The organism is Saccharopolyspora oryzae, from assembly GCF_027853915.1.
Lineage (GTDB): Bacteria > Actinomycetota > Actinomycetes > Mycobacteriales > Pseudonocardiaceae > Saccharopolyspora > Saccharopolyspora oryzae.
The window spans coordinates 26,214-43,491 of the sequence record NZ_JAQGLA010000069.1 but is presented as its reverse complement, the minus strand read 5'-3'; the positions used below and the strand labels follow the sequence as shown (position 1 = coordinate 43,491).

The 17,278-nt window shown below is 71.1% G+C and carries 17 protein-coding genes and 2 pseudogenes; 8 read left to right on the top strand and 11 right to left on the bottom strand.

Going from position 1 to position 17,278, the window contains the following annotated elements; genetic code table 11:
- Positions 1-3: 3 nt before the first annotated feature.
- Positions 4-363: a hypothetical protein gene (locus OU415_RS29160; protein WP_270952549.1), complete on the bottom strand. Its 360-nt coding sequence runs from the start codon at positions 361-363 to the stop codon at positions 4-6.
- 67 nt (positions 364-430) lie between these two features.
- On the bottom strand, positions 431-1,129 hold the full coding sequence (locus OU415_RS29155) for a class I SAM-dependent DNA methyltransferase (protein WP_270952548.1): 699 nt from the start codon (positions 1,127-1,129) through the stop codon (positions 431-433).
- Positions 1,130-1,423: 294 nt separating this feature from the next.
- Here OU415_RS29155 and OU415_RS29150 point away from each other — a divergent pair, with 294 nt between their 5' ends.
- Positions 1,424-2,050 carry a LysE family translocator gene (locus tag OU415_RS29150; RefSeq protein ID WP_270952547.1) on the top strand — a complete coding sequence of 209 codons (627 nt, stop codon included), beginning with the start codon at positions 1,424-1,426 and terminating at the stop codon, positions 2,048-2,050.
- 54 nt (positions 2,051-2,104) lie between these two features.
- Here the strand turns inward: OU415_RS29150 and OU415_RS29145 are convergent, their stop codons facing one another.
- Positions 2,105-2,311 (bottom strand): YbdD/YjiX family protein, encoded by a 207-nt coding sequence (locus OU415_RS29145; RefSeq protein WP_270952546.1) that lies wholly within the window; start codon positions 2,309-2,311, stop codon positions 2,105-2,107.
- Positions 2,308-4,449: a carbon starvation CstA family protein gene (locus OU415_RS29140; RefSeq protein ID WP_270952545.1), complete on the bottom strand. Its 2,142-nt coding sequence runs from the start codon at positions 4,447-4,449 to the stop codon at positions 2,308-2,310. Before OU415_RS29140 ends, OU415_RS29145 begins: the two co-directional genes overlap by 4 nt.
- 368 nt (positions 4,450-4,817) lie before the next feature.
- Between OU415_RS29140 and OU415_RS29135 the strand changes: the two genes are divergently transcribed.
- The 3 genes from OU415_RS29135 to OU415_RS29125 all read left to right on the top strand — a co-directional run bounded on the left by OU415_RS29135 (position 4,818) and on the right by OU415_RS29125 (position 7,146).
- Positions 4,818-5,360: a SigE family RNA polymerase sigma factor gene (locus OU415_RS29135; protein WP_270952544.1), complete on the top strand. Its 543-nt coding sequence runs from the start codon at positions 4,818-4,820 to the stop codon at positions 5,358-5,360.
- Positions 5,357-6,388 carry a hypothetical protein gene (locus tag OU415_RS29130; RefSeq protein ID WP_270952543.1) on the top strand — a complete coding sequence of 344 codons (1,032 nt, stop codon included), beginning with the start codon at positions 5,357-5,359 and terminating at the stop codon, positions 6,386-6,388. The genes OU415_RS29135 and OU415_RS29130 overlap by 4 nt, the downstream gene beginning before the upstream one ends.
- Before the next feature lie 107 nt (positions 6,389-6,495).
- Positions 6,496-7,146 carry a hypothetical protein gene (locus tag OU415_RS29125; RefSeq protein WP_270952542.1) on the top strand — a complete coding sequence of 217 codons (651 nt, stop codon included), beginning with the start codon at positions 6,496-6,498 and terminating at the stop codon, positions 7,144-7,146.
- Here OU415_RS29125 and OU415_RS29120 read toward each other — a convergent pair.
- Positions 7,130-8,371, bottom strand: a complete 1,242-nt coding sequence (locus tag OU415_RS29120) for a hypothetical protein (RefSeq protein WP_270952541.1) — start codon at positions 8,369-8,371, stop codon at positions 7,130-7,132. The genes OU415_RS29125 and OU415_RS29120 overlap by 17 nt on opposite strands.
- A 382-nt stretch (positions 8,372-8,753) precedes the next feature.
- Here OU415_RS29120 and OU415_RS29115 point away from each other — a divergent pair, with 382 nt between their 5' ends.
- Together OU415_RS29115 and OU415_RS29110 are read left to right on the top strand one after the other, a co-directional pair.
- The gene (locus OU415_RS29115; protein ID WP_270952540.1) at positions 8,754-9,269 is read left to right on the top strand and encodes a DUF3145 domain-containing protein; all 516 of its coding nucleotides are present in this window, start codon (positions 8,754-8,756) and stop codon (positions 9,267-9,269) included.
- A gap of 58 nt (positions 9,270-9,327) precedes the next feature.
- A complete protein-coding gene (locus tag OU415_RS29110; protein ID WP_270952539.1) occupies positions 9,328-9,900 on the top strand; it encodes a hypothetical protein in 573 nt (190 codons plus the stop codon).
- Here the strand turns inward: OU415_RS29110 and OU415_RS29105 are convergent.
- Positions 9,838-10,830, bottom strand: a complete 993-nt coding sequence (locus OU415_RS29105) for an AraC family transcriptional regulator (protein WP_270952538.1) — start codon at positions 10,828-10,830, stop codon at positions 9,838-9,840. The two genes, OU415_RS29110 and OU415_RS29105, sit on opposite strands and share 63 nt — an antisense overlap.
- A gap of 46 nt (positions 10,831-10,876) precedes the next feature.
- On the opposite strand from OU415_RS29105, the pseudogene OU415_RS29100 reads away from it, so the two are divergent.
- A pseudogene (locus tag OU415_RS29100) lies at positions 10,877-11,455 on the top strand (SDR family oxidoreductase); the annotation flags it as partial.
- A 96-nt stretch (positions 11,456-11,551) separates the two neighbouring features.
- On the opposite strand, the pseudogene OU415_RS29095 reads toward OU415_RS29100, so the two are convergent.
- The 5 genes and pseudogenes from OU415_RS29095 to OU415_RS29075 form a co-directional block, all read right to left on the bottom strand.
- Positions 11,552-12,715, bottom strand: a pseudogene (locus tag OU415_RS29095) (beta-ketoacyl-[acyl-carrier-protein] synthase family protein); the annotation flags it as partial.
- Positions 12,712-12,951 (bottom strand): acyl carrier protein, encoded by a 240-nt coding sequence (locus OU415_RS29090; RefSeq protein ID WP_270952537.1) that lies wholly within the window; start codon positions 12,949-12,951, stop codon positions 12,712-12,714. The pseudogene OU415_RS29095 and the gene OU415_RS29090, both read right to left, overlap by 4 nt.
- A 63-nt stretch (positions 12,952-13,014) precedes the next feature.
- Entirely contained in the window at positions 13,015-13,995 is a 981-nt protein-coding gene (locus OU415_RS29085) for a beta-ketoacyl-ACP synthase III (protein ID WP_270952536.1), read from the bottom strand.
- Positions 13,992-14,912 (bottom strand): ACP S-malonyltransferase, encoded by a 921-nt coding sequence (locus OU415_RS29080; protein ID WP_270952535.1) that lies wholly within the window; start codon positions 14,910-14,912, stop codon positions 13,992-13,994. The genes OU415_RS29085 and OU415_RS29080 overlap by 4 nt, the downstream gene beginning before the upstream one ends.
- 195 nt (positions 14,913-15,107) lie before the next feature.
- A complete protein-coding gene (locus OU415_RS29075) occupies positions 15,108-16,322 on the bottom strand; it encodes a PucR family transcriptional regulator (protein ID WP_270952534.1) in 1,215 nt (404 codons plus the stop codon).
- A gap of 218 nt (positions 16,323-16,540) precedes the next feature.
- Here OU415_RS29075 and OU415_RS29070 point away from each other — a divergent pair, with 218 nt between their 5' ends.
- Positions 16,541-17,272 carry a mechanosensitive ion channel family protein gene (locus OU415_RS29070; RefSeq protein ID WP_270952533.1) on the top strand — a complete coding sequence of 244 codons (732 nt, stop codon included), beginning with the start codon at positions 16,541-16,543 and terminating at the stop codon, positions 17,270-17,272.
- Positions 17,273-17,278 lie beyond the last annotated feature (6 nt).

The following is a 17,278-nucleotide window of genomic DNA, read 5'->3' as shown; positions in this document are numbered from 1 at the left end:
CTGTTACGCACTCACGACCCAGCTGCCGATCTTGCCGAGGCAGATGGGGGTGAGGGCCAGCGTTCCGTCGATCGCGGTCAGCGCAGCCATCCCCACCAGTCCGGCCGGCACCCGTCGGGCCCGGTAGCGGTCGGCGAGCACCAGGTTGAGCCCGGCTCGAACAGCCATCCACGGCCATCGGGGGCGTCCCAGCAGCAGGCCCGGGGCGAGGGCCAGATCGATGATCCCGATTCGCTTGGCGAACTTCGGGTCCAAGCCGAGCGCTTTGCCCGCTGGCCCCGGAGCGGCGGTCAGTCCGACGCCCATGCCCAGGGTCACCACCCCGACGACGTCGGCCAGCCGTTCCACCTCGATGCGTTTCACGGGCACATGATCGTCCGGCCTGGCGTGCGGGGGAAGGTCTGACGTCCTCGATCCGGCGGGACCGAGGTCAGCTGTCCTTGCGCCAGACGTAGGCGGCGGAGATCGGGTGGTTGCGGAAGCGCTCCCACTTCGGCTTCACCTCGAGCCAGGCCTCGTCGATCAGGCCCTCGTGCAGTTCCGCCAACCGCCAGCCGGCCGCCAGCGCGGCGGAGACGTGGTCGCTGATCAGGTGCACGTTCGTGGTGATCGCCAAGGACTCCCCGGCGTCGTTGGTGTAGTGGGTTGGCATCCCGGAAGCCATGATGAAGTGCGGGTGGAACGCGACGAGCACGAACGCGGCCTTCGGCGCCGCGATCCGCCAGGCCTCCCGGTAGAACGGTCCGAGATCGGCCAGGTGCTCGTCGACGAGCGAGGAGATCACCAGGTCGTAGGCGCCCTCGTCGAGCCCGGTGGCGGTGACGTCGGCTTCCGCGAGCCGGTCGTGCGCCCCGCGCCGCTCGGCCAAGGCCAGCATCTCCGGAGTCAGGTCGACGCCGTCGATCGCGGGAACTCCCTTGCCCCGCAACCACTGCCCGGTCCGCCCGGTCCCGCAACCGAGGTCGGCGGCGCGCCCGACGGCGCTCCAGTCCGGATCCCGCAACCGCTCCAGCAGCCGCAGATCCATGACGTCCTCGACGGTGTCCTCGTACTTGCCGACCCACTCCCCGTACCCGGTCCGAACATCGACGGTCCGATACCCGCGCGCGTCAAACCCGCTGAAATCCATGCGCCCGATTATTCAGCCACCCCAGCACCGCCGAAACTGATTTTCCGCCGCCCGATTTCCGCAGGTCAGGCATCGTGAGTGGAGTGGGGTGCCAGAGCACCCCGAAGTACTCACGAACCGGGCCCGCTGTCGGACCGCGGCCTTACGCTGCCGAGGCATTCCAAGTCGGGATGACGGCGTCTCGCAGGTGTGCCGCGGAGCTTCGAGCAGGCGCGCTCCGAGGTGCCGTGCGCTGGAAAGGAAGCCCCAACTGACGCGAACTTCCTCGTCCCTGCCACCGGATCGGAGGCTGAGGTGGATCTAGGAATCCTGCTGGCGTTCACCGGTGCGGCGTTGGTGATCGCACTGGTGCCCGGCCCGGACATGATGTTCATCCTGGCCAACGGGATCTCCTCCGGGCCGCGCGGAGGTGTGGTGGCCGCGGTGGGCATGTCCACCGGCGTGGTCGTGCACACCGCCGCGGCGGCTCTCGGCCTGACGGCGATGTTCCAGGCGGTACCCGCCGCGCTGGAGGTCGTCCGGATCGCCGGGATCGCGTTCCTGCTCTACCTGGCCGTGCAGTCGCTGCGGTCGTCGGCGCTGCCGGACGTGCGGGGAGCGCCGACCAGGTCGATGCGCCGGATCTACGTCCTCGCGGTGCTGACCAACGTGTCCAACCCCAAGGTGATCCTGTTCTACCTGGCGTTCGTCCCGCAGTTCGTCTCGGTGGCGGCGCCCTGGCCGGTCCCGGTGCAGCTGCTCGCCCTGGGCGGGCTGCTCGTCGCGGTGGGCATCTGCGTCGACGCCGGAGTCGGCCTGGCCTCCGGCTGGCTGTCGAGCCTCCTGGTCAGCCGGCCCGGCGTCCAGCGCTGGCTGGACCGAGCAGCAGCCCTCCTCTTCGGCGGCCTCGCCCTCCGCCTGGCCACCGAAGACCTGCGCTGAACACGGCGAAAGGGCACCCCCTGACGGTCAGGAGGTGCCCTTTCGCGCGATCGGTCAGCAGCAGCGGGAGCCGGGGGTGGCGTCCTGGCGATCGACGTGGCGCCGCCAGAACTCCCGCTCGCCGAGCGGTTCTTCGCCGGGGTGGTTGCGGCGGTGGTGGTCGAGGTAGCGCTCGTAGGCGTTCTCGCCGACCACGCCGCGCACGATCTGCCAGGCCGTGCGGGCGGTGCCGCGCAGCTTGGTCAGGACCGTGGTCGTCATGTGCTCGCCCCGGCCTTCTCCGCCTCCAGCTCCTGCTGGATGCGGCGTTCCTCAGCGGTCGGGATCAGACCGGACGGGGCCCACAGCTCCGACTTGACGTACGGGGCCTCGGTGGTCGGCAGCAGCTCGGTCGCGCGCAGCGCCTTGATCCAGACGCGGACCGCGTCCACCAGCACGATCACGATCAGCACCGCGAACAGGACGCTGAGCACCCCGTCCACCGTCGAGTTCACGACGACCTTCTGCATCTCCTCAGCGGTGTGCGCCGTGCCCTTGCTGGTCTCCCCGGCGTCCAGGGCCGCCTGGTAGGCCGCGCGCTGCGCGAAGAAGCCGATCTTCGGGTCGGCGGAGAAGATCTTCTGCCAGCTCGCGGTCAACGTGACCGCCACGTCCCAGGCCAGCGGGATCAGCGTGACCCACGCGTACTTGGCCCGCCCCGCCTTGATCAGCAGGGTGGTGGCCACCGCCAGCGCCACCGCCGCCAGCAGCTGGTTGGCGATGCCGAACAGCGGGAACAGCTGGTTGATGCCGCCCAGCGGGTCGTTCACGCCGGCCCACAGGAAGTAGCCCCAGGCGCCGACGATCACCGCGCTGGCGATCCAGTTGCCCGGCCGCCAGCTCACGTCGCCGAAGCGCTTCCAGACGTTGCCCACGGTGTCCTGCAGCATGAACCGGCCGACCCGGGTGCCGGCGTCCACGGTGGTCAGGATGAACAGCGCCTCGAACATCACCGCGAAGTGGTACCAGAACGCCTTCATCGCGTCCCCGCCGATGACCTGCGAGAACACCTCGGACAGCCCGACGGCCAGGGTCGGTGCGCCGCCGCTGCGGCCGACCAGCGTCTCCTCGTCCACCGCGGCCGCGGCCGCCGCCAGCTGCTCGGGGGTGATCTGGAAGCCCAGCCCGGCCACCGCCTGCGACGCCGACTCCAGGGTCGAGCCGAGGGCGTTGGCGGGCATGTTCATCGCGAAGTACAGGCCCGGGTCGATGATGCAGGCCGCGGCCAGCGCCATGATCGCCACGAACGACTCGGTCAGCATCGCGCCGTAGCCGATGATCCGGACCTGCGACTCCTTCTCCAGCATCTTCGGCGTGGTGCCCGAGGACACCAGAGCGTGGAAGCCGGACAGCGCACCGCAGGCGATCGTGATGAACACGAACGGGAACAGCGAGCCGGTGAACACCGGGCCCTTGCCGTTGAGCGCGAAGTCGGTGATCGCCTCGGTCTTCATCACCGGCAGTGCGATCAGCAGCGACACCGCCAGCATCGCCACGACGCCGACCTTCATGAACGTGCTCAGGTAGTCGCGCGGCGCCAGCAGCATCCACACCGGCAGCACCGAGGCGATGAAGCCGTAGATGATCAGCGCGAAGGTCAGCTCGTTGCCGGAGAGGGTGAAGAACCCGGCCAGCGCCGAGTTGGCCACCCAGCTGCCCGCGACGATGCTCAGCAGCAGCAGGGCGACGCCGATGACCGAGGTCTCGACGATCTTGCCCGGCCGCAGGTAGCGCAGGTAGAAGCCCATGAACAGGGCGATCGGGATGGTCATGCCGATGGAGAAGGTGCCCCACGGGGAGCCCTTCAGCGCGCCGACCACGACCAGCGCCAGCACCGCCAGCAGGATGATCATGATCGCCAGCACCGCGATCAGCGCCGCGACACCGCCCACCGGGCCGATCTCCTCGCGGGCCATCTGCCCGAGGCTGCGGCCGTTGCGGCGGGTGGAGAAGAACAGCACCACCATGTCCTGCACCGCACCGGCGAAGATGACGCCGACGATGATCCAGACGGTGCCCGGCAGGTACCCCATCTGCGCGGCCAGCACCGGGCCGACCAGCGGGCCCGCTCCGGCGATCGCCGCGAAGTGGTGGCCGAACAGCACCCGGCGGTCGGTGGGCTGGAAGTCGGTGCCGTCGTTCAGCCGCTCGGCCGGGGTCGCGCGGGTGTCGTCGGCCTTGAGCACCTTGTAGGTGAGGAACCGGGCGTAGAAGCGGTAACCGATCGCGTAAGAGGCCAGGGCCGCGAAGACCAGCCAGGCCGCGGAGATCTCCTCGCCCCGGCTGAGCGCGATGATGCCCCAGGCGACCGCACCGACGATCGCCACCACCACCCAGATGGCGATCTCCTTGGGAGTCATCCTGCGTTTCCGAGCTGTGCCACCGCTCGGCGCCGTGTTCGTTGCCACCGTCCTCGGACTCCATTCCTGCGATTCCGCCGCGCGAGTGTGAGGTGCGCAGCACGAACGAGGATCTGCGCGCGCGTGCGGAATGTCCAGTCCGTGGCCCGGAAGTAACCAGGATGTAAGCGACGCCTTGTCACCGCGCCCCCGGTGGGGCCTGCGTTGCCCCGTCTGGCGGCGGTGACCTGCGGGAAAGCGCCACGAGATGATCTTCGACGACTGCATCGGTAAACTCCGCCGCCGTTGGGGTGCCGCCGAGTCGGTAACAAGTGGGAACCCGGCCGCAACCATGGAGGGGGTCTTGCGCGTCGTGCAGAGATGTGACGGTGTCGATCGCATTGCCCGTGACCGCCTGGCCGGGCGACGGGCTGGCGGCAATGGATGAACTGACGAGCAAGCTGACCGATCTGTACCAGGAGCATTACAAGCAACTGCTGCGCATCGCCGTTCTGCTGGTGGACGACCGGGCCTCCGCGGAGGACATCGTCCAGGACGCCTACGTGCGGGTGTTCGACTCGCGAGCGCGGCTGCGCGACCCCGACAAGGCGCTGGCGTTCCTGCGGCAGGCGGTGCTCAACCGCGCGCGCTCGATGCTGCGGCGGCGGCTGGTGGCCAAGAAGTACCAGCCCAAGATCGCCACCGAGGACCGGCAGCCGGACGACACCGGGCGAGGCGTCGACCGCGCGGTGCTGGCCGCGGCGCTGGCGAAGCTCCCGCGCCGGCAGCGGGAGGCCGTGGTGCTGCGCTACTACTCGGATCTCAGCGAATCCCGCACCGCCGAAGTGATGGGATGCAGCCAGGGAGCGGTGAAGTCGTACTGCTCGCGGGGCGTTTCACGACTGTCCGAGCTGCTGGGGGAGCGGGTGTGAACGACAGCAACGGCACGCGGGACGTGGATCTGGTGCGCGCGCAGCTGCACCGGCTGGTCGACGACGTCGAGCCCAAGCCCGACGCGCTGCCCAAGATGCTCGCCAGCGCACGACGACGGCAGAAGTCCCCCCGGCGCCCCTGGTTCGCGGCGATCGGCCTGGTCGCCGCGGCGGCGGTGGCGCTCCTCGTGGCGGTGCTGGTCCTGCCGGGGCAGCAGACCACGCAGGTCAGCGCGCACCCGAACAGCTACCTGGCCGCGCCGGAGCCCGGCGTGATCGCCTCGTTCGACATCTTCTCCGGCCGGCAGAACGGCGTGCTCTCCGACGACGTCGCAGGGGCGGATCCGGCGGTGCTGGCCACCGACCGGAACCGGGTGCTCGCCCTGACGTCCACCGCGGACGGAGAACGGCTCGTCGAAGTGGTCCCGGGCGGCGAGCAGCGGGTGCTGCCGGTGCGGATCGGCGACGCGCGGCTGCTGACCGCCGGTGGCGGGAAGATCGCCTACCGGGACGGTGACGCCGTCGTCGTGCTGCGCGGTGAGCAGCAGCAACGCATCGCGCTGCCCGCAGGCACGCGGGTGGACGACCTCGCCCTGTCCGACGACGGCCGGCTGGCCCTGGTGGCCGCGGAACCGGGCCGCGATCAGGCCGGCGTCCTGGTGCTCGCGCCCGGGGCGACCTCGCTGGACGGGCGCGTCGAAGTGGTGCCCGACGGCTGCGGCCCGGTGGCGGTCACCTGGACGGGGCGGGACATCGCCGCGCTCGAGTCGCCGACCTGCGATGCCGGTCAGGCGCGGGTGGCCACCTTCGACGCCAACGGCCGCAAGCTCGGCGCCGGAGTGCCGTTCCACGCCCCTGAGCTGGCCGCGGGTGCTGTCCGGTTGTCCGCCGATCCGCTGGGGCGGTTCCTGGTCTCCACCAGCGGCCACGGGCAGTGGCTGGTCGACGGTTCCGAGGTGCGCCCGATCCCACCGGCGTGCAGCGCCGACGGGGTCTGCGCCGACGGACCGGGCACGTTCTGGAGCTGATCACGCTCCGCGATCCGGACACGCCCCTGATCTGATCAATACCGGCTCGCCCGGTCACCGCTGACCGACCATCGGTCCTGCCGCCGACACCGACGACAGGGGTGGATGTGCAAGCGCGACAAGAGGAACTGGCGCGGTTGTACCGAGCAGCGCTGGACCGCCCCCGGTGGCAGCAGGTGCTCGCGTTCGCCGTGTCGCTGTGGGCGCTGGTCTGGATCCTCGGCCAGTTCGTCCTGGCGGAGGAGAGCCCGAGCGCGCTGGACGTCCTCGGCCACTTCGTCGCGCGGCTGGGCATGACCACCGGTGAGTGGGCCGAGCGCCTGTCGGCGGCGTGGCAGAGCGGTGGTGGCGCGCTCGCGGTGCTCGGCGGTCTGCTGTGGGCGGCGACCACCGAGCGCGGCCAGGTGCCCGCCCTGCTCGGCTGGGTCGCGGTCATGATCGGTGCGGAACGCCTCGGCTACCAGCCCGCGGTGCTGCTGGCCGTGGCGACGATGGTCTGCTTCGTGGTGGTGCTGTGGGTGGCGTCGCTGACCAGCGTTCGGTTCGTGGACCGGCATGCGGTGCTGCTGCCGCGCGACGTCGTGCGCGCCGGGGTCACGGCGGCGGCGCTGTCCGCGGTGGTGCCGCTGTTCGCCCCGGCCTTCTTCCTCAACCGGCTGAGCAGCCCGTACGTCACGAAACCCCCGCACCGCCCCCGCATCCCCGAGCAGACCACGCCCGCGGACGCCCGCGAACCCGAGCTCAGGGGCGGGGAGTGAGGCGCAGGCCGCGCTCGGCCAGGGCGCGCAGACCCACGTCCTCCGGGGAGGAATCGCGGTGCCGCCAGATGGTCTGCACGATCCGGACCTCGTTCCCGCTCTGCTGCACGACCTGCGCGGCGTTGTCGAAGCTCTCCGGTCCGCCCGGCCAACCCCGGCCCTCGGCCACCAGGTCGGTGACCCCGCCGGTGCCGGGTTCGTCGGCCAGCGCCCGGAGCTCGCCGGCGGCCTGCTCGTCCGGCAGCTCGACGATGGTGACCGACACCGCGGCCGGCCGGCCGGACACCTCGGTGTCGAACACCGCGCGGGTCAGGTTCCGGCAGGGCCGCTGCTCGAACCAGCGCTGGACGTCGCCGAAGGCGTGCGGGGCGCAGGTCTTCTCCTGATCGGTCACCTGCTGCGCGAACTCCACCCCGTCGACCCGCTGGACCGCCGCGGCGGGCTGGTGCGGGGCGGCGGTCGAGCCGCCGACGACCCACCACGCGATCAGCGCGCCGCACAGCACGACCAGCACCGCCGCGGCCGCGATCAGGCCGGTGCGACGGGAGGTCGAGCGCGCGGTCGACGGTTCGGTGAGCTTCGGGATCAGCATCGTGTCCGCCGTGGCCAGGTCGGTCTCCGGCGATACCGGGAAGCCCTCCTCGACGAGCTCGTCGAGGCTGAACGGGCTGTTCCCGGCGAGCACCTGCAGCAACTGCTGGGCCGGTTCGACCGGGCAGGACCGCTCGTAGGTGGCCAGCTCGCGGGCGGCGGCCAGGATCGAGGTGGTGTTCGGCGAGACCACCCGGACGCCCCGGTGCAGGTCGGTGGTGGGCTGGGTGACCTGCCCGGCGTACGGGCCGACGACCACGACGGCGGCGACCGGCAGCGGTTCCAAGCCGCGGGACTGCAGGCTCCGCGCCAATGCGGCAGCGGACTCGAGACCTTCCAGCCCGGGGTTGACCGCGCCTTCCGCGCGCACCAGCGGCCAACCGTCCACAGTCCACGGTGTCTGCAGCGGGGCTTCGACCTTCAGCGCCGGTTCGGCCAGATCCACCCCGAGCACCACGACGATGCCGCGCGGCAGCACCACCACCGCGTCCAGCGCGCGGGGAGCACCCGGCGGCCGGGCGCCGAACACCGCGAAACCGCCCAGCACCGAGCTGCCGGCACCCCACGCGGAGATGGCCGCCCGGATGTCGGCGCCGACCTCGGTCGGATCCGTACCGAGCCGCACATGTCGCATGAGGACACCTCCCGTCCCGCAGTCCGGTGAGCACGCACCTGTTCGCGTCCCAGACGTTAGTCGGGCCGTCCCGGGGTTGTCGCGGAGATCCAAGATTCGTCCGATCGAGTGGTATCCGCCACGTGTTCGACGGTGCTCCGGCGCTGCCGCCGAGCGCTGCCGGAACTCGAGGAGACCCCCGGGATCTGCGGTTACGCCTGATCGGAGCAGCGTGCGACGGCCGGACCCCGGCGGCTCGAAGCGCCGCGCCTGCTCAGCCGGACGCGGTCTTCTGGTGGCGCAGCGCACGACGGGCGATGCAGAATGGCGCCGCAATCTGGTGATCGTCGGGTTCGCGAGGTCGTAGGGGAAGACGTCCCTCGTCGAACAGCGGAGGTCAGCAGTGAGCACCCGTGGCAGCGACCGTAACCACACCGCTGGTGTGGTCTACGTCCACTCGTCGCCGTCTGCGGTCTGCCCGCATGTCGAGTGGGCGATCTCTGGCGCACTCGGCATCCGGACGGAACTCCGCTGGACGGCACAACCGGCAGCCCCAGGGCAACTCCGCGCGGAGTGCAACTGGACAGGTGAGCCGGGTACCGGCGCGCGCTTGGTGACCGCGCTGCGAGCGTGGCCGATGCTGCGCTTCGAAATCACCGAAGACCCCAGTCCCGGGATGGACGGGCAGCGCTTCTGCCACGCCCCCGGTCTGGGCCTGTGGCGTGCCAGCACGAGCGCCAACGGCGACATCGTGGTCAGCGAGGACCAGCTGCGCACCCTCGCGGCCAACGCCAAGGGGTCGGAAGCGTTCGCGCACCGCGTGGAGCAGCTCCTGGGCGCGGCGTGGGACGACGCGCTCGAACCGTTCCGCCGGGCCGGGGACGGCGCCCCGGTCACCTGGCTGCACCGCGTCGGCTGAGCGCCGATCTGATCGGAACCGGTCTCGGCCCTGATCGGGTTGTGCGAAGCTTGTGGCCGTGCGTTCTTGGGTGAAGTGGGGTCTTCCTGTCTCTGTTCTCGCGCTGCTGGCCGGTGGTGGCGGCGGGGTGCTGCTCGCCGAGACGTACTACCGCGAGCCGGCACGACCGCAGGCGGAGCAGGGCGAGGACGTCGCCCAGTCGGTCGAGAGCCCGGAGGGCGTGGTCTACATGCCCGGGGCTCTCGAGCACCCCGATCAGCGCGAGGTCCAGCGGTTGCTGGACGACCACTTCCGGTCGATCAACACCCGCAACTACGACCTGTGGAAGTCCACAGTGGTCCGGAGCAAGTGGGACGAGCTGCCCAAGGCCAAGTGGCTCACCGCCTACGGCACCACCGACGACCTCGACATCGCCGTGCACCGGATCGACCCCGGCCCGGACGGATCGCTGCTCGCGCTGCTGACCTTCAAGAGCTACCAGACGCCCGACGCCGCGCCGCCGGACATGCCGGTGGGGTGCCTGGACTGGAACCTGGTGTACCCGATGGTCGTCGACGAGTCCGGCAAGTCACTGCGCCTGGACACCAGCAAGTTGCCCAACAGCGCCCTGCGCAAGCCCTGCGCCGGGTGACCCGCTCCGGCGGTACTCCTGCGGACTGGCGCCGTACCGCCGCTTGAACGCGTTGCTGAGCGCGAACGCGCTGCCGTAGCCGACCTGCCTGGCGACCGCGCCGATCGTCGCGTCCGATTCGCGCAGCAGATCTGCGGCCAGCGCGAGCCGCCAGTTCGTCAGGTACGTCATCGGCGGCTCGCCGACCAGCTCGGTGAAGCGCCGGGCGAAACCCGCTCGCGAGACGCCGCAGCGCGCGGCCAGCCCGGCAACGGTCCACTGGGTCGCCGGGGCGTCGTGCATGAGTTGCAGCGCTCGCCCGGCGATCTGGTCGCACTGCGCGCTGTACCAGGCCGGGGTGCGGTCGGGAGAACCGGCGAACCAGGCCCGCAGCGCGGCGATGAGCAGCAGGTCGAGCAGCCGGTCCAGCACTGCCTCCTGGCCCGGCGCGTTCTTGCCGATCTCCGCGGCGAGCAGGTCGACCAGCGGGGCGGCGAGGGATTCGTGCCGGACCACGGCGAGTTCGGGCAGCTCGGTGAGCACTCGGTCGCTGATCTCGCCGACCACCTGGTAAGTGCCGGTCAGCAGGGTCGTCGTGCCCGCGGTGCCCGCGCCCCAGGTGCGGACGCCGAGGTCGGAGAGCCCGTCGAGCGGTGCGCCGCTCGGGCTGGTGCAGCGCTGGCCCGGGTGGATCACGGCCTGCCACGGGGTTTTCGGATCGTCGGCGACGGTGTAGTGGCCCGGACCGCGCACCAGCGCGACGTCGCCGGGCGAGAGCAGCGCGGGCTCGGATCCGTCCGGCAGCACCCATGCCGAGCCGTGCACCAGTGCGACCAGCGTCAGCGGCGCCCGGTCCTGGATGCGCAGCGACCAGGGCGGTTCCAGGATCGAGCGGAGCAGGAAGGCGCCGTGCGCCCGCGGTCCGTCGAGCAGCCCGGCCAAAGTGTCCACGCCATGACCTTATGGCTCAGCACCCCGGTGCAGGTCCGCAAATTCAATGGAAATTGGAGGTCCGATTTCCATTGAATTTGCGGACCTCCGGAGCGGGGTTGGACGTTCGATTATGGGATCTAGCTCTTCGGCTATGGGGAGTCCAGTCGATCACGACTTTGCTGGGGGCATGTCCGACAACGAACTGAAGTCAGTGCTCGTCCTCGGTGCCACTGGCCGGACCGGTCGCCGGGTCCTCGATCGCCTCTCCGCCCTGGGACGGCCGGTGCGCGCCGGATCCCGCTCCGCCGCACCGGCTTTCGACTGGACGGATCCCGCCGGCTGGCCCGCCGTGCTGGCCGGCGTCGACGCCGCGTACGTGTCCTACCAGCCGGATCTCGCCGTTCCCGGGGCTGCCGAGGTGGTCCGCGAGTTCGCCGAGTTGGCCGTGCGCAGCGGGGTCCGGCGGCTGGTGCTGCTGTCCGGCCGCGGGGAGACCGGTGCGCAGCAGGCCGAGGCGGCGGTCCGCGCATCCGGTGCGGAGTGGACGGTCGTGCGCGCGGCCTGGTTCCAGCAGAACTTCTCCGAGGACTTCCTGGTCGAAGCCGTGCGGGCCGGGGAGGTCGCGCTGCCGGTCGGTGCGGTGGGGGAGCCGTTCGTCGACGCCGACGACATCGCCGACGTCGCGGTCGCGGCGCTCACCGCGGACGGGCACGCCGGGCAGACCTACGAGGTGACCGGGCCGCGGCTTGTCGGCGACCACGTCCACCTCGACCTTCGGGTCGAGCTTCTCGAGGTTCCGAGTAGCCGGGATGACACCGTTCTGCAGCGAGAGGATCGTCGCGATGCTCTCCACCGCTCCGGCGCCGCCGACCAGGTGGCCGAGGGAGCCCTTCGGCGCGGTCACCACGGCGCCGTCACCGATGGCGGCGCGCACCGAGTTGGCCTCGCCGACGTCGCCGACCACGGTCGACGTCGCGTGCGCGTTGACGTGCCCGATGTCCGACGGCTCCAGGCCGCCGGTGCGCATCGCCTTGCGCATCGCCGCGATCTGGCCGCGACCGTCCGGCGGGCTGCCGGTGATGTGGTAGGCGTCGGAGGTGATGCCCACGCCCGCCAGCCGGGCGTAGATCCGCGCGCCGCGCGCCTTGGCGTGCTCCGCGCTCTCCAGGATGACCACCCCGGCGCCCTCGCCCATCACGAACCCGTCGCGGTCGACGTCGAACGGGCGGGAAGCCCGCTCCGGGTCGTCGTTGCGGGTGCTCAGGGTCCGGGCCTGGGCGAACCCGGCGATGGTGACCGGGTGGATGCAGGACTCCGCACCACCGGCGACCACCACGTCGGCGTGCCCCTGCTGGATCATGTCGAAGCCCTTGGCCAGGCCTTCGGCGCCCGAAGCGCAGGCCGACGCGGGGGAGTGCACCCCGGCGCGGGCCCGCAGGTCCAGGCTGACCATCGCGGCCGGACCGTTGGGCATCAGCATCGGGACGGTCAGCGGCGAGACCTTCCGCAGCCCGTACTCCTCCAGCAGGTCGTCCTGCTCGAGGAGGGTCTTCGGGCCGCCGATGCCGGTGCCCAGCGCCACTCCGAAGCGGTCCGGGTCGACGTCCTCGGAGTCGTCGGTGGGCCGCTCGAAACCGGCGTCCGCCCACGCCTCGCGGGCGGCGATGACGGCGATCGCCTCGCAGCGGTCCATCCGCCGCAGCTGCACGCGCGGCAGGACCTCGGACGGATCGACCGCCAGCGGCGCGCCGATCTTGGCGGGCAGCTCGAAGCGGTCGACCCACTCCTCCTCGAGGCGCTTGATGCCGGTCGCGCCGGTCAGCAACCCGTCCCAAGTGGACGCGACGTCGCCGCCCAGCGGCGTCGTCGCGCCCAGCCCGGTGATGACGACTTCGGTCGTCATGCGTTCTTGGCGATGTAGTCCACCGCATCACCGACGGTCTTGAGGTTGGCCAGCTCGTCGTCCGGGATCTTCACGCCGAACTTGTCCTCGGCCTGCACGGCGATCTCGACCATGGACAGCGAGTCGATGTCCAGGTCGTCGACGAAGGACTTGTCGACGGACACGTCAGCGGCGTCGACACCGGCGACCTCTTCGACGATGCCGGCCAGACCCTTGGTGATTTCCTCGTTGGACACGGGTGTTTCCTTCCTGGTACTTGCGTTCCTCACCGCCGGCCTGCGGCCTGCGGCAGCTGGGGGTCAGGGGCAGACGGCGACCTGGGCGGAGTACGACAGCCCGGCCCCGAAGCCCACGAGCAGCATCACGTCCCCGCTGGAGATCTCCCCAGCACCCCGCATGTGGTCGATGGCCAGCGGGATGGACGCGGACGACGTGTTGCCGGAGTAGACGATGTCACGCGCGAGCACGAGGTCTTCACGCGCACCCTGGCTCTGCAGCTTCTTGGCGATGGCCTCCACGATCCGCAGGTTGGCCTGGTGCGGCACCAGGACGTCCACATCGGACAGCTTCAGACCAGCGGCTTCGACCGCGCGAGCGGCGACCGGAGCGATCTGGGTGGTCGCCCACCGGAAGACCGCCTGGCCTTCCTGGTAGATGTACTTGCCGTCGCGCAGGTAGATGGTGTCGACCAGGTCACCGGCGCTGCCCAGCGCGCTGGGGCCGATCTCGGGTTCGTCGGACGGGCCGACCACGGTCGCACCCGCGCCGTCGGCGAAGATGATGCAGTTCCCGCGGTCCTCCCAGTCGATCCACTCCTGGAACCGCTCGGAGCCGATCACCAGCACGTTCCGGGCCGAACCGGCGCGCACCGCGTCCGACGCGACGGACAGCGCGTAGACGAACCCGGCGCAGGCGGCGTTGACGTCGAAGGCGCCCTGGGCCTTGATGCCGATCTGGTCGGCGACCTGGGCCGCGGCGTTGGGGATGCCGCCCGGCATGGTGCAGGTCGCCACGATCACCTGGTCGATGTCGGCGGGCGTGAGACCCGCGTCGGCGACGGCCTTGGAGCCGGCCTCGGCGGCCATGTTCACCACGGTCTGGTTCTCGTCGCCGAGGCGGCGGTGGACGATCCCGACGCGCTGGCGGATCCACTCGTCGTTGGTGTCGACCAGCTTGGCCAGGTCGTGGTTGGTGACGATCCGGTTGCCCTGGGTGCTGCCGAAGCCGAGCAGGCGGGTGCCCGCCGGAGCGGCGTTCTGGGCGATGCGGGGCTTGGTCACTCGTCGCTCCCGAGCAGTTCGGCGACCTTGTCCAGGTCGGCGGGGGTCTTCAGAGCGACGGTCTTGACGCCCTTGAGTTCGCGGCGCACCAGGCCGCTGAGGGTGCCTGCGGGCGGGAGCTCCACGACGGCCTCGACGCCCTGCTCGGCCAGCGTCGCCATGCAGCTGTCCCAGCGGACCGGGCTGGTCACCTGGGAGACCAGGCGGCGCACGATCTCGGCCGCGTCGGTGACCACCGCGCCGTCGGCGTTGGACAGCAGCGGCAGCGCGGCATCGCTCGAGCTGACCTGCTCGGCGTGCTTGGCCAGGGTGTCCTGCGCGGGCGCCATGAAGCGGGTGTGGAAGGCACCGGCGACCGGCAGCGGCCGGACGCGGGCCCCGGCGGGCGGTTCGGCGGCGAGCTGCTCGAGCGCGGACAGGCGGCCGGCGGCCACGATCTGACCTGCGCCGTTGCGGTTGGCCGGGTCCAGGCCGAGGTGCTCCAGGTGGGTCACCACGTCGTCGGCTTCGCCGCCGAGCACGGCGGACATGCCGGTCGGCTCCAGCGCGCATGCCGCGGCCATCTCCCGGCCGCGGACCGCGGCCAGCGCCACGGCGTCATCGGAGCTCAGCGCACCGGCGACCGCTGCGGCGGCCAGCTCGCCGACGGAGTGCCCGGCGACCGGGGTGCCCTCCGGCACGGTCACGCGGCGGCGCAGCTCCTCGGCGGCGATCAGCGACAGCGCCACCACCAGCGGCTGGGTGACCGCGGTGTCCTTGATCTCCTCGGCCTCCGCGGTGGTGCCGAGTCGGATCAGGTCCAGGCCGGTCAGCTCGGACCAGGCGCCGAGGCGTTCGGCGACGCCGTCCAGCTCTAGCCACGGGTTGAACATCCCTGGGGTCTGGGACCCCTGTCCAGGGGCGAGAAGCGCGATCACCCTTGCTACTGAACACGCCGCGGTGCGATCGGAGTGATGCCGGGACGGACGAAGTCCGGAGCGCAAAGTTGTGGGGTGTCTACAAGCGCCGAACGTGCCCGGCCCGGTGCGGGGGTGAATCGTTGTCGGGCGTGTCCGGTCGGTGACTCGCCGGTCAACGGCGGTAAACCCCTGGTACCGGGCGTGACCGCGGTGTCACCAGAGGCCGTGCGCCTTGGCCAGCCTGCCGACCGCCAAGCCCACCCGCAGCACGTGCGCGTCGCGGGCGTTGGAGGGCGTGCGACCGGTGAGTTCCGCCACCCTGCGCAGCCGGTACCGGACGGTGTTGGGGTGCACGTACAGCTGCCGCGCGCAGTTCTCCAGCACGCCGCCGACCTCGAGGTAGGTGTCGACGGTCTCCATCAGGGAACCGCCGGCGTCCACCAGCGGCAGCACGATCCGCTCGACCAGCTGCCGCTCGGCCTCCGGGTCGCCGGCCAGCGCCCGCTCGGGCAGCAGGTCGCCGGAGGGCACCGGGCGCGGTGCGGTCGGCCAGGCCACCACGGCCCGCAGCGCGGACATCGCGTCCGCGGCCGAGCGGTGCGCCTCGGCCAGGCTCGGTGCGGTCGGTCCGACGACCACCGGGCCCTCGTCGAACGCCTCGGACAGCCGCAGCGCCGTCTCCTCGGTGGACCGGCCGTCTTCGGTGCTGCCGAAGACGAGCACCAGCCGGGAGCCCTGCACGCCGAGCAGCACCGGGCAGCCGACCCGCGCCGCGCGGCTGCGCACCTGGTAGACGATGGTCGGCGGGTCGTCGGACGGGGCGTTGCCGACCAGGACGGTCGCCTCCGAGGAGGGCTCCCAGCCCAGCGCAGCGGCCCGCGACAGCAGTGATTCCTCGGCGTCGCCGCGCACGATCCCGTCGACGACCAGCGCCTCCAGCCGCGCGTCCCACGCACCGCGTGCCTCGGCGGCGGCAGCGTAGGAGGTCGCGGCGGCGAAGGCGATCTCGCGGGTGTAGCGCAGGATCGACTCGGTCAGCAGGGTGCGCTCGTACTGCTCGTCGGCCAGCTCCGGGAGCTGCTGCTCGAACACGTCGATCGCAACCCGCACCAGCTCCAGCGTCTGCCGCAGGCTGACCCAGCGGGACAGGTCGCGCGGGGCGGCGCGGAACGCCTCGGCGGTCAGCCGGATCGCCTCGGTCGGGTCCTGCAGCCAGGCCACGAAGTTGGACACGCCGGTCTGGGTCACCAGCAGCACGCTGGCGCGCTGGTCGGCGGGCAACCGGCGGAACCACGGCAGCCGCTGCTCCATCGCGCTGACGCTGGACCCGGCCAGCCCGCCCGAAGCGCGCTCCAGGCGGCGGAGCGTGGCGGCCGAGATCTGCCGCTGCGTACCGGTATCCCGCTCACCTGCGCGTTCGGTACTCATGACTCCAGAATCGCACGCCGTCGATCAGCGGTGGCGGGCACCGGTTCGCCGGTGCGGGCGGGCTCACATCCCCGGCTGCGTTGACCCCGGGTGATTTTCTTTAATCCATTCGGGGAATCAATTCCCCCTTTCGAGTCGGGCTTTCGGTTTGTCGATTCGCCGACTAGAGGAAACGATCACCCACTAACGTCGCCCGTCGGCTTTTCCGAGGTGAAATCGTGGATACCTTGCAAACAGGGCTGGCCCAGGCCTGGGCCGCCATCGCCACATTCGTGCCGAAGCTCTTCATGTTCCTGATCATCCTGCTCATCGGATGGCTGATCGCCAAGGCGATTTCGAAAGCCATTCAGGTGCTCTTCGTGCGGCTCGGGTTCAACCGGCTGCTCAAGCGCGCCGGCCTGGCCGACATGACGGCCAAGTCGCAGGTCGATCTCGGCGGCCTGCTGATCAAGGTCGTCTACTACTTCGTCCTGCTGATCTTCCTGCAGCTCGCGCTCGGCGCCTTCGGCCCGAACCCGGTCAAGGACCTGATCGACCAGATCGTGCTGTTCCTGCCGCGCGTGCTCGTCGCGATCGTGCTGGTGCTGGTGGCCGCCGCGGTCGGCCGCGTGGTCGGCGACCTGGTGCGCGGCGCCCTGGGCGGCCGCCCGATCGGCGGCGTGCTGAGCAAGATCACCTTCGGCTTCATCGTCGCCCTCGGCGTGATCGCCGCGCTGAACCAGATGGGCATCGCGCTCACCGTGACCACCCCGATCCTGGTGACCGTGCTGGCCACCATCGGCGGTGTGATCGTCGTCGGTGTCGGCGGCGGTCTGATCGGCCCGATGCAGCAGCGCTGGGGGAAGTGGCTGAGCGGCGTGGAAGCGCAGTTCGGCACCGCCAACGGCAGCAAGAAGAACGGCGCGGAACCGGCCCCGGAGCCGACGAATCCGCACACCAGCGGACTCTGATCCGCC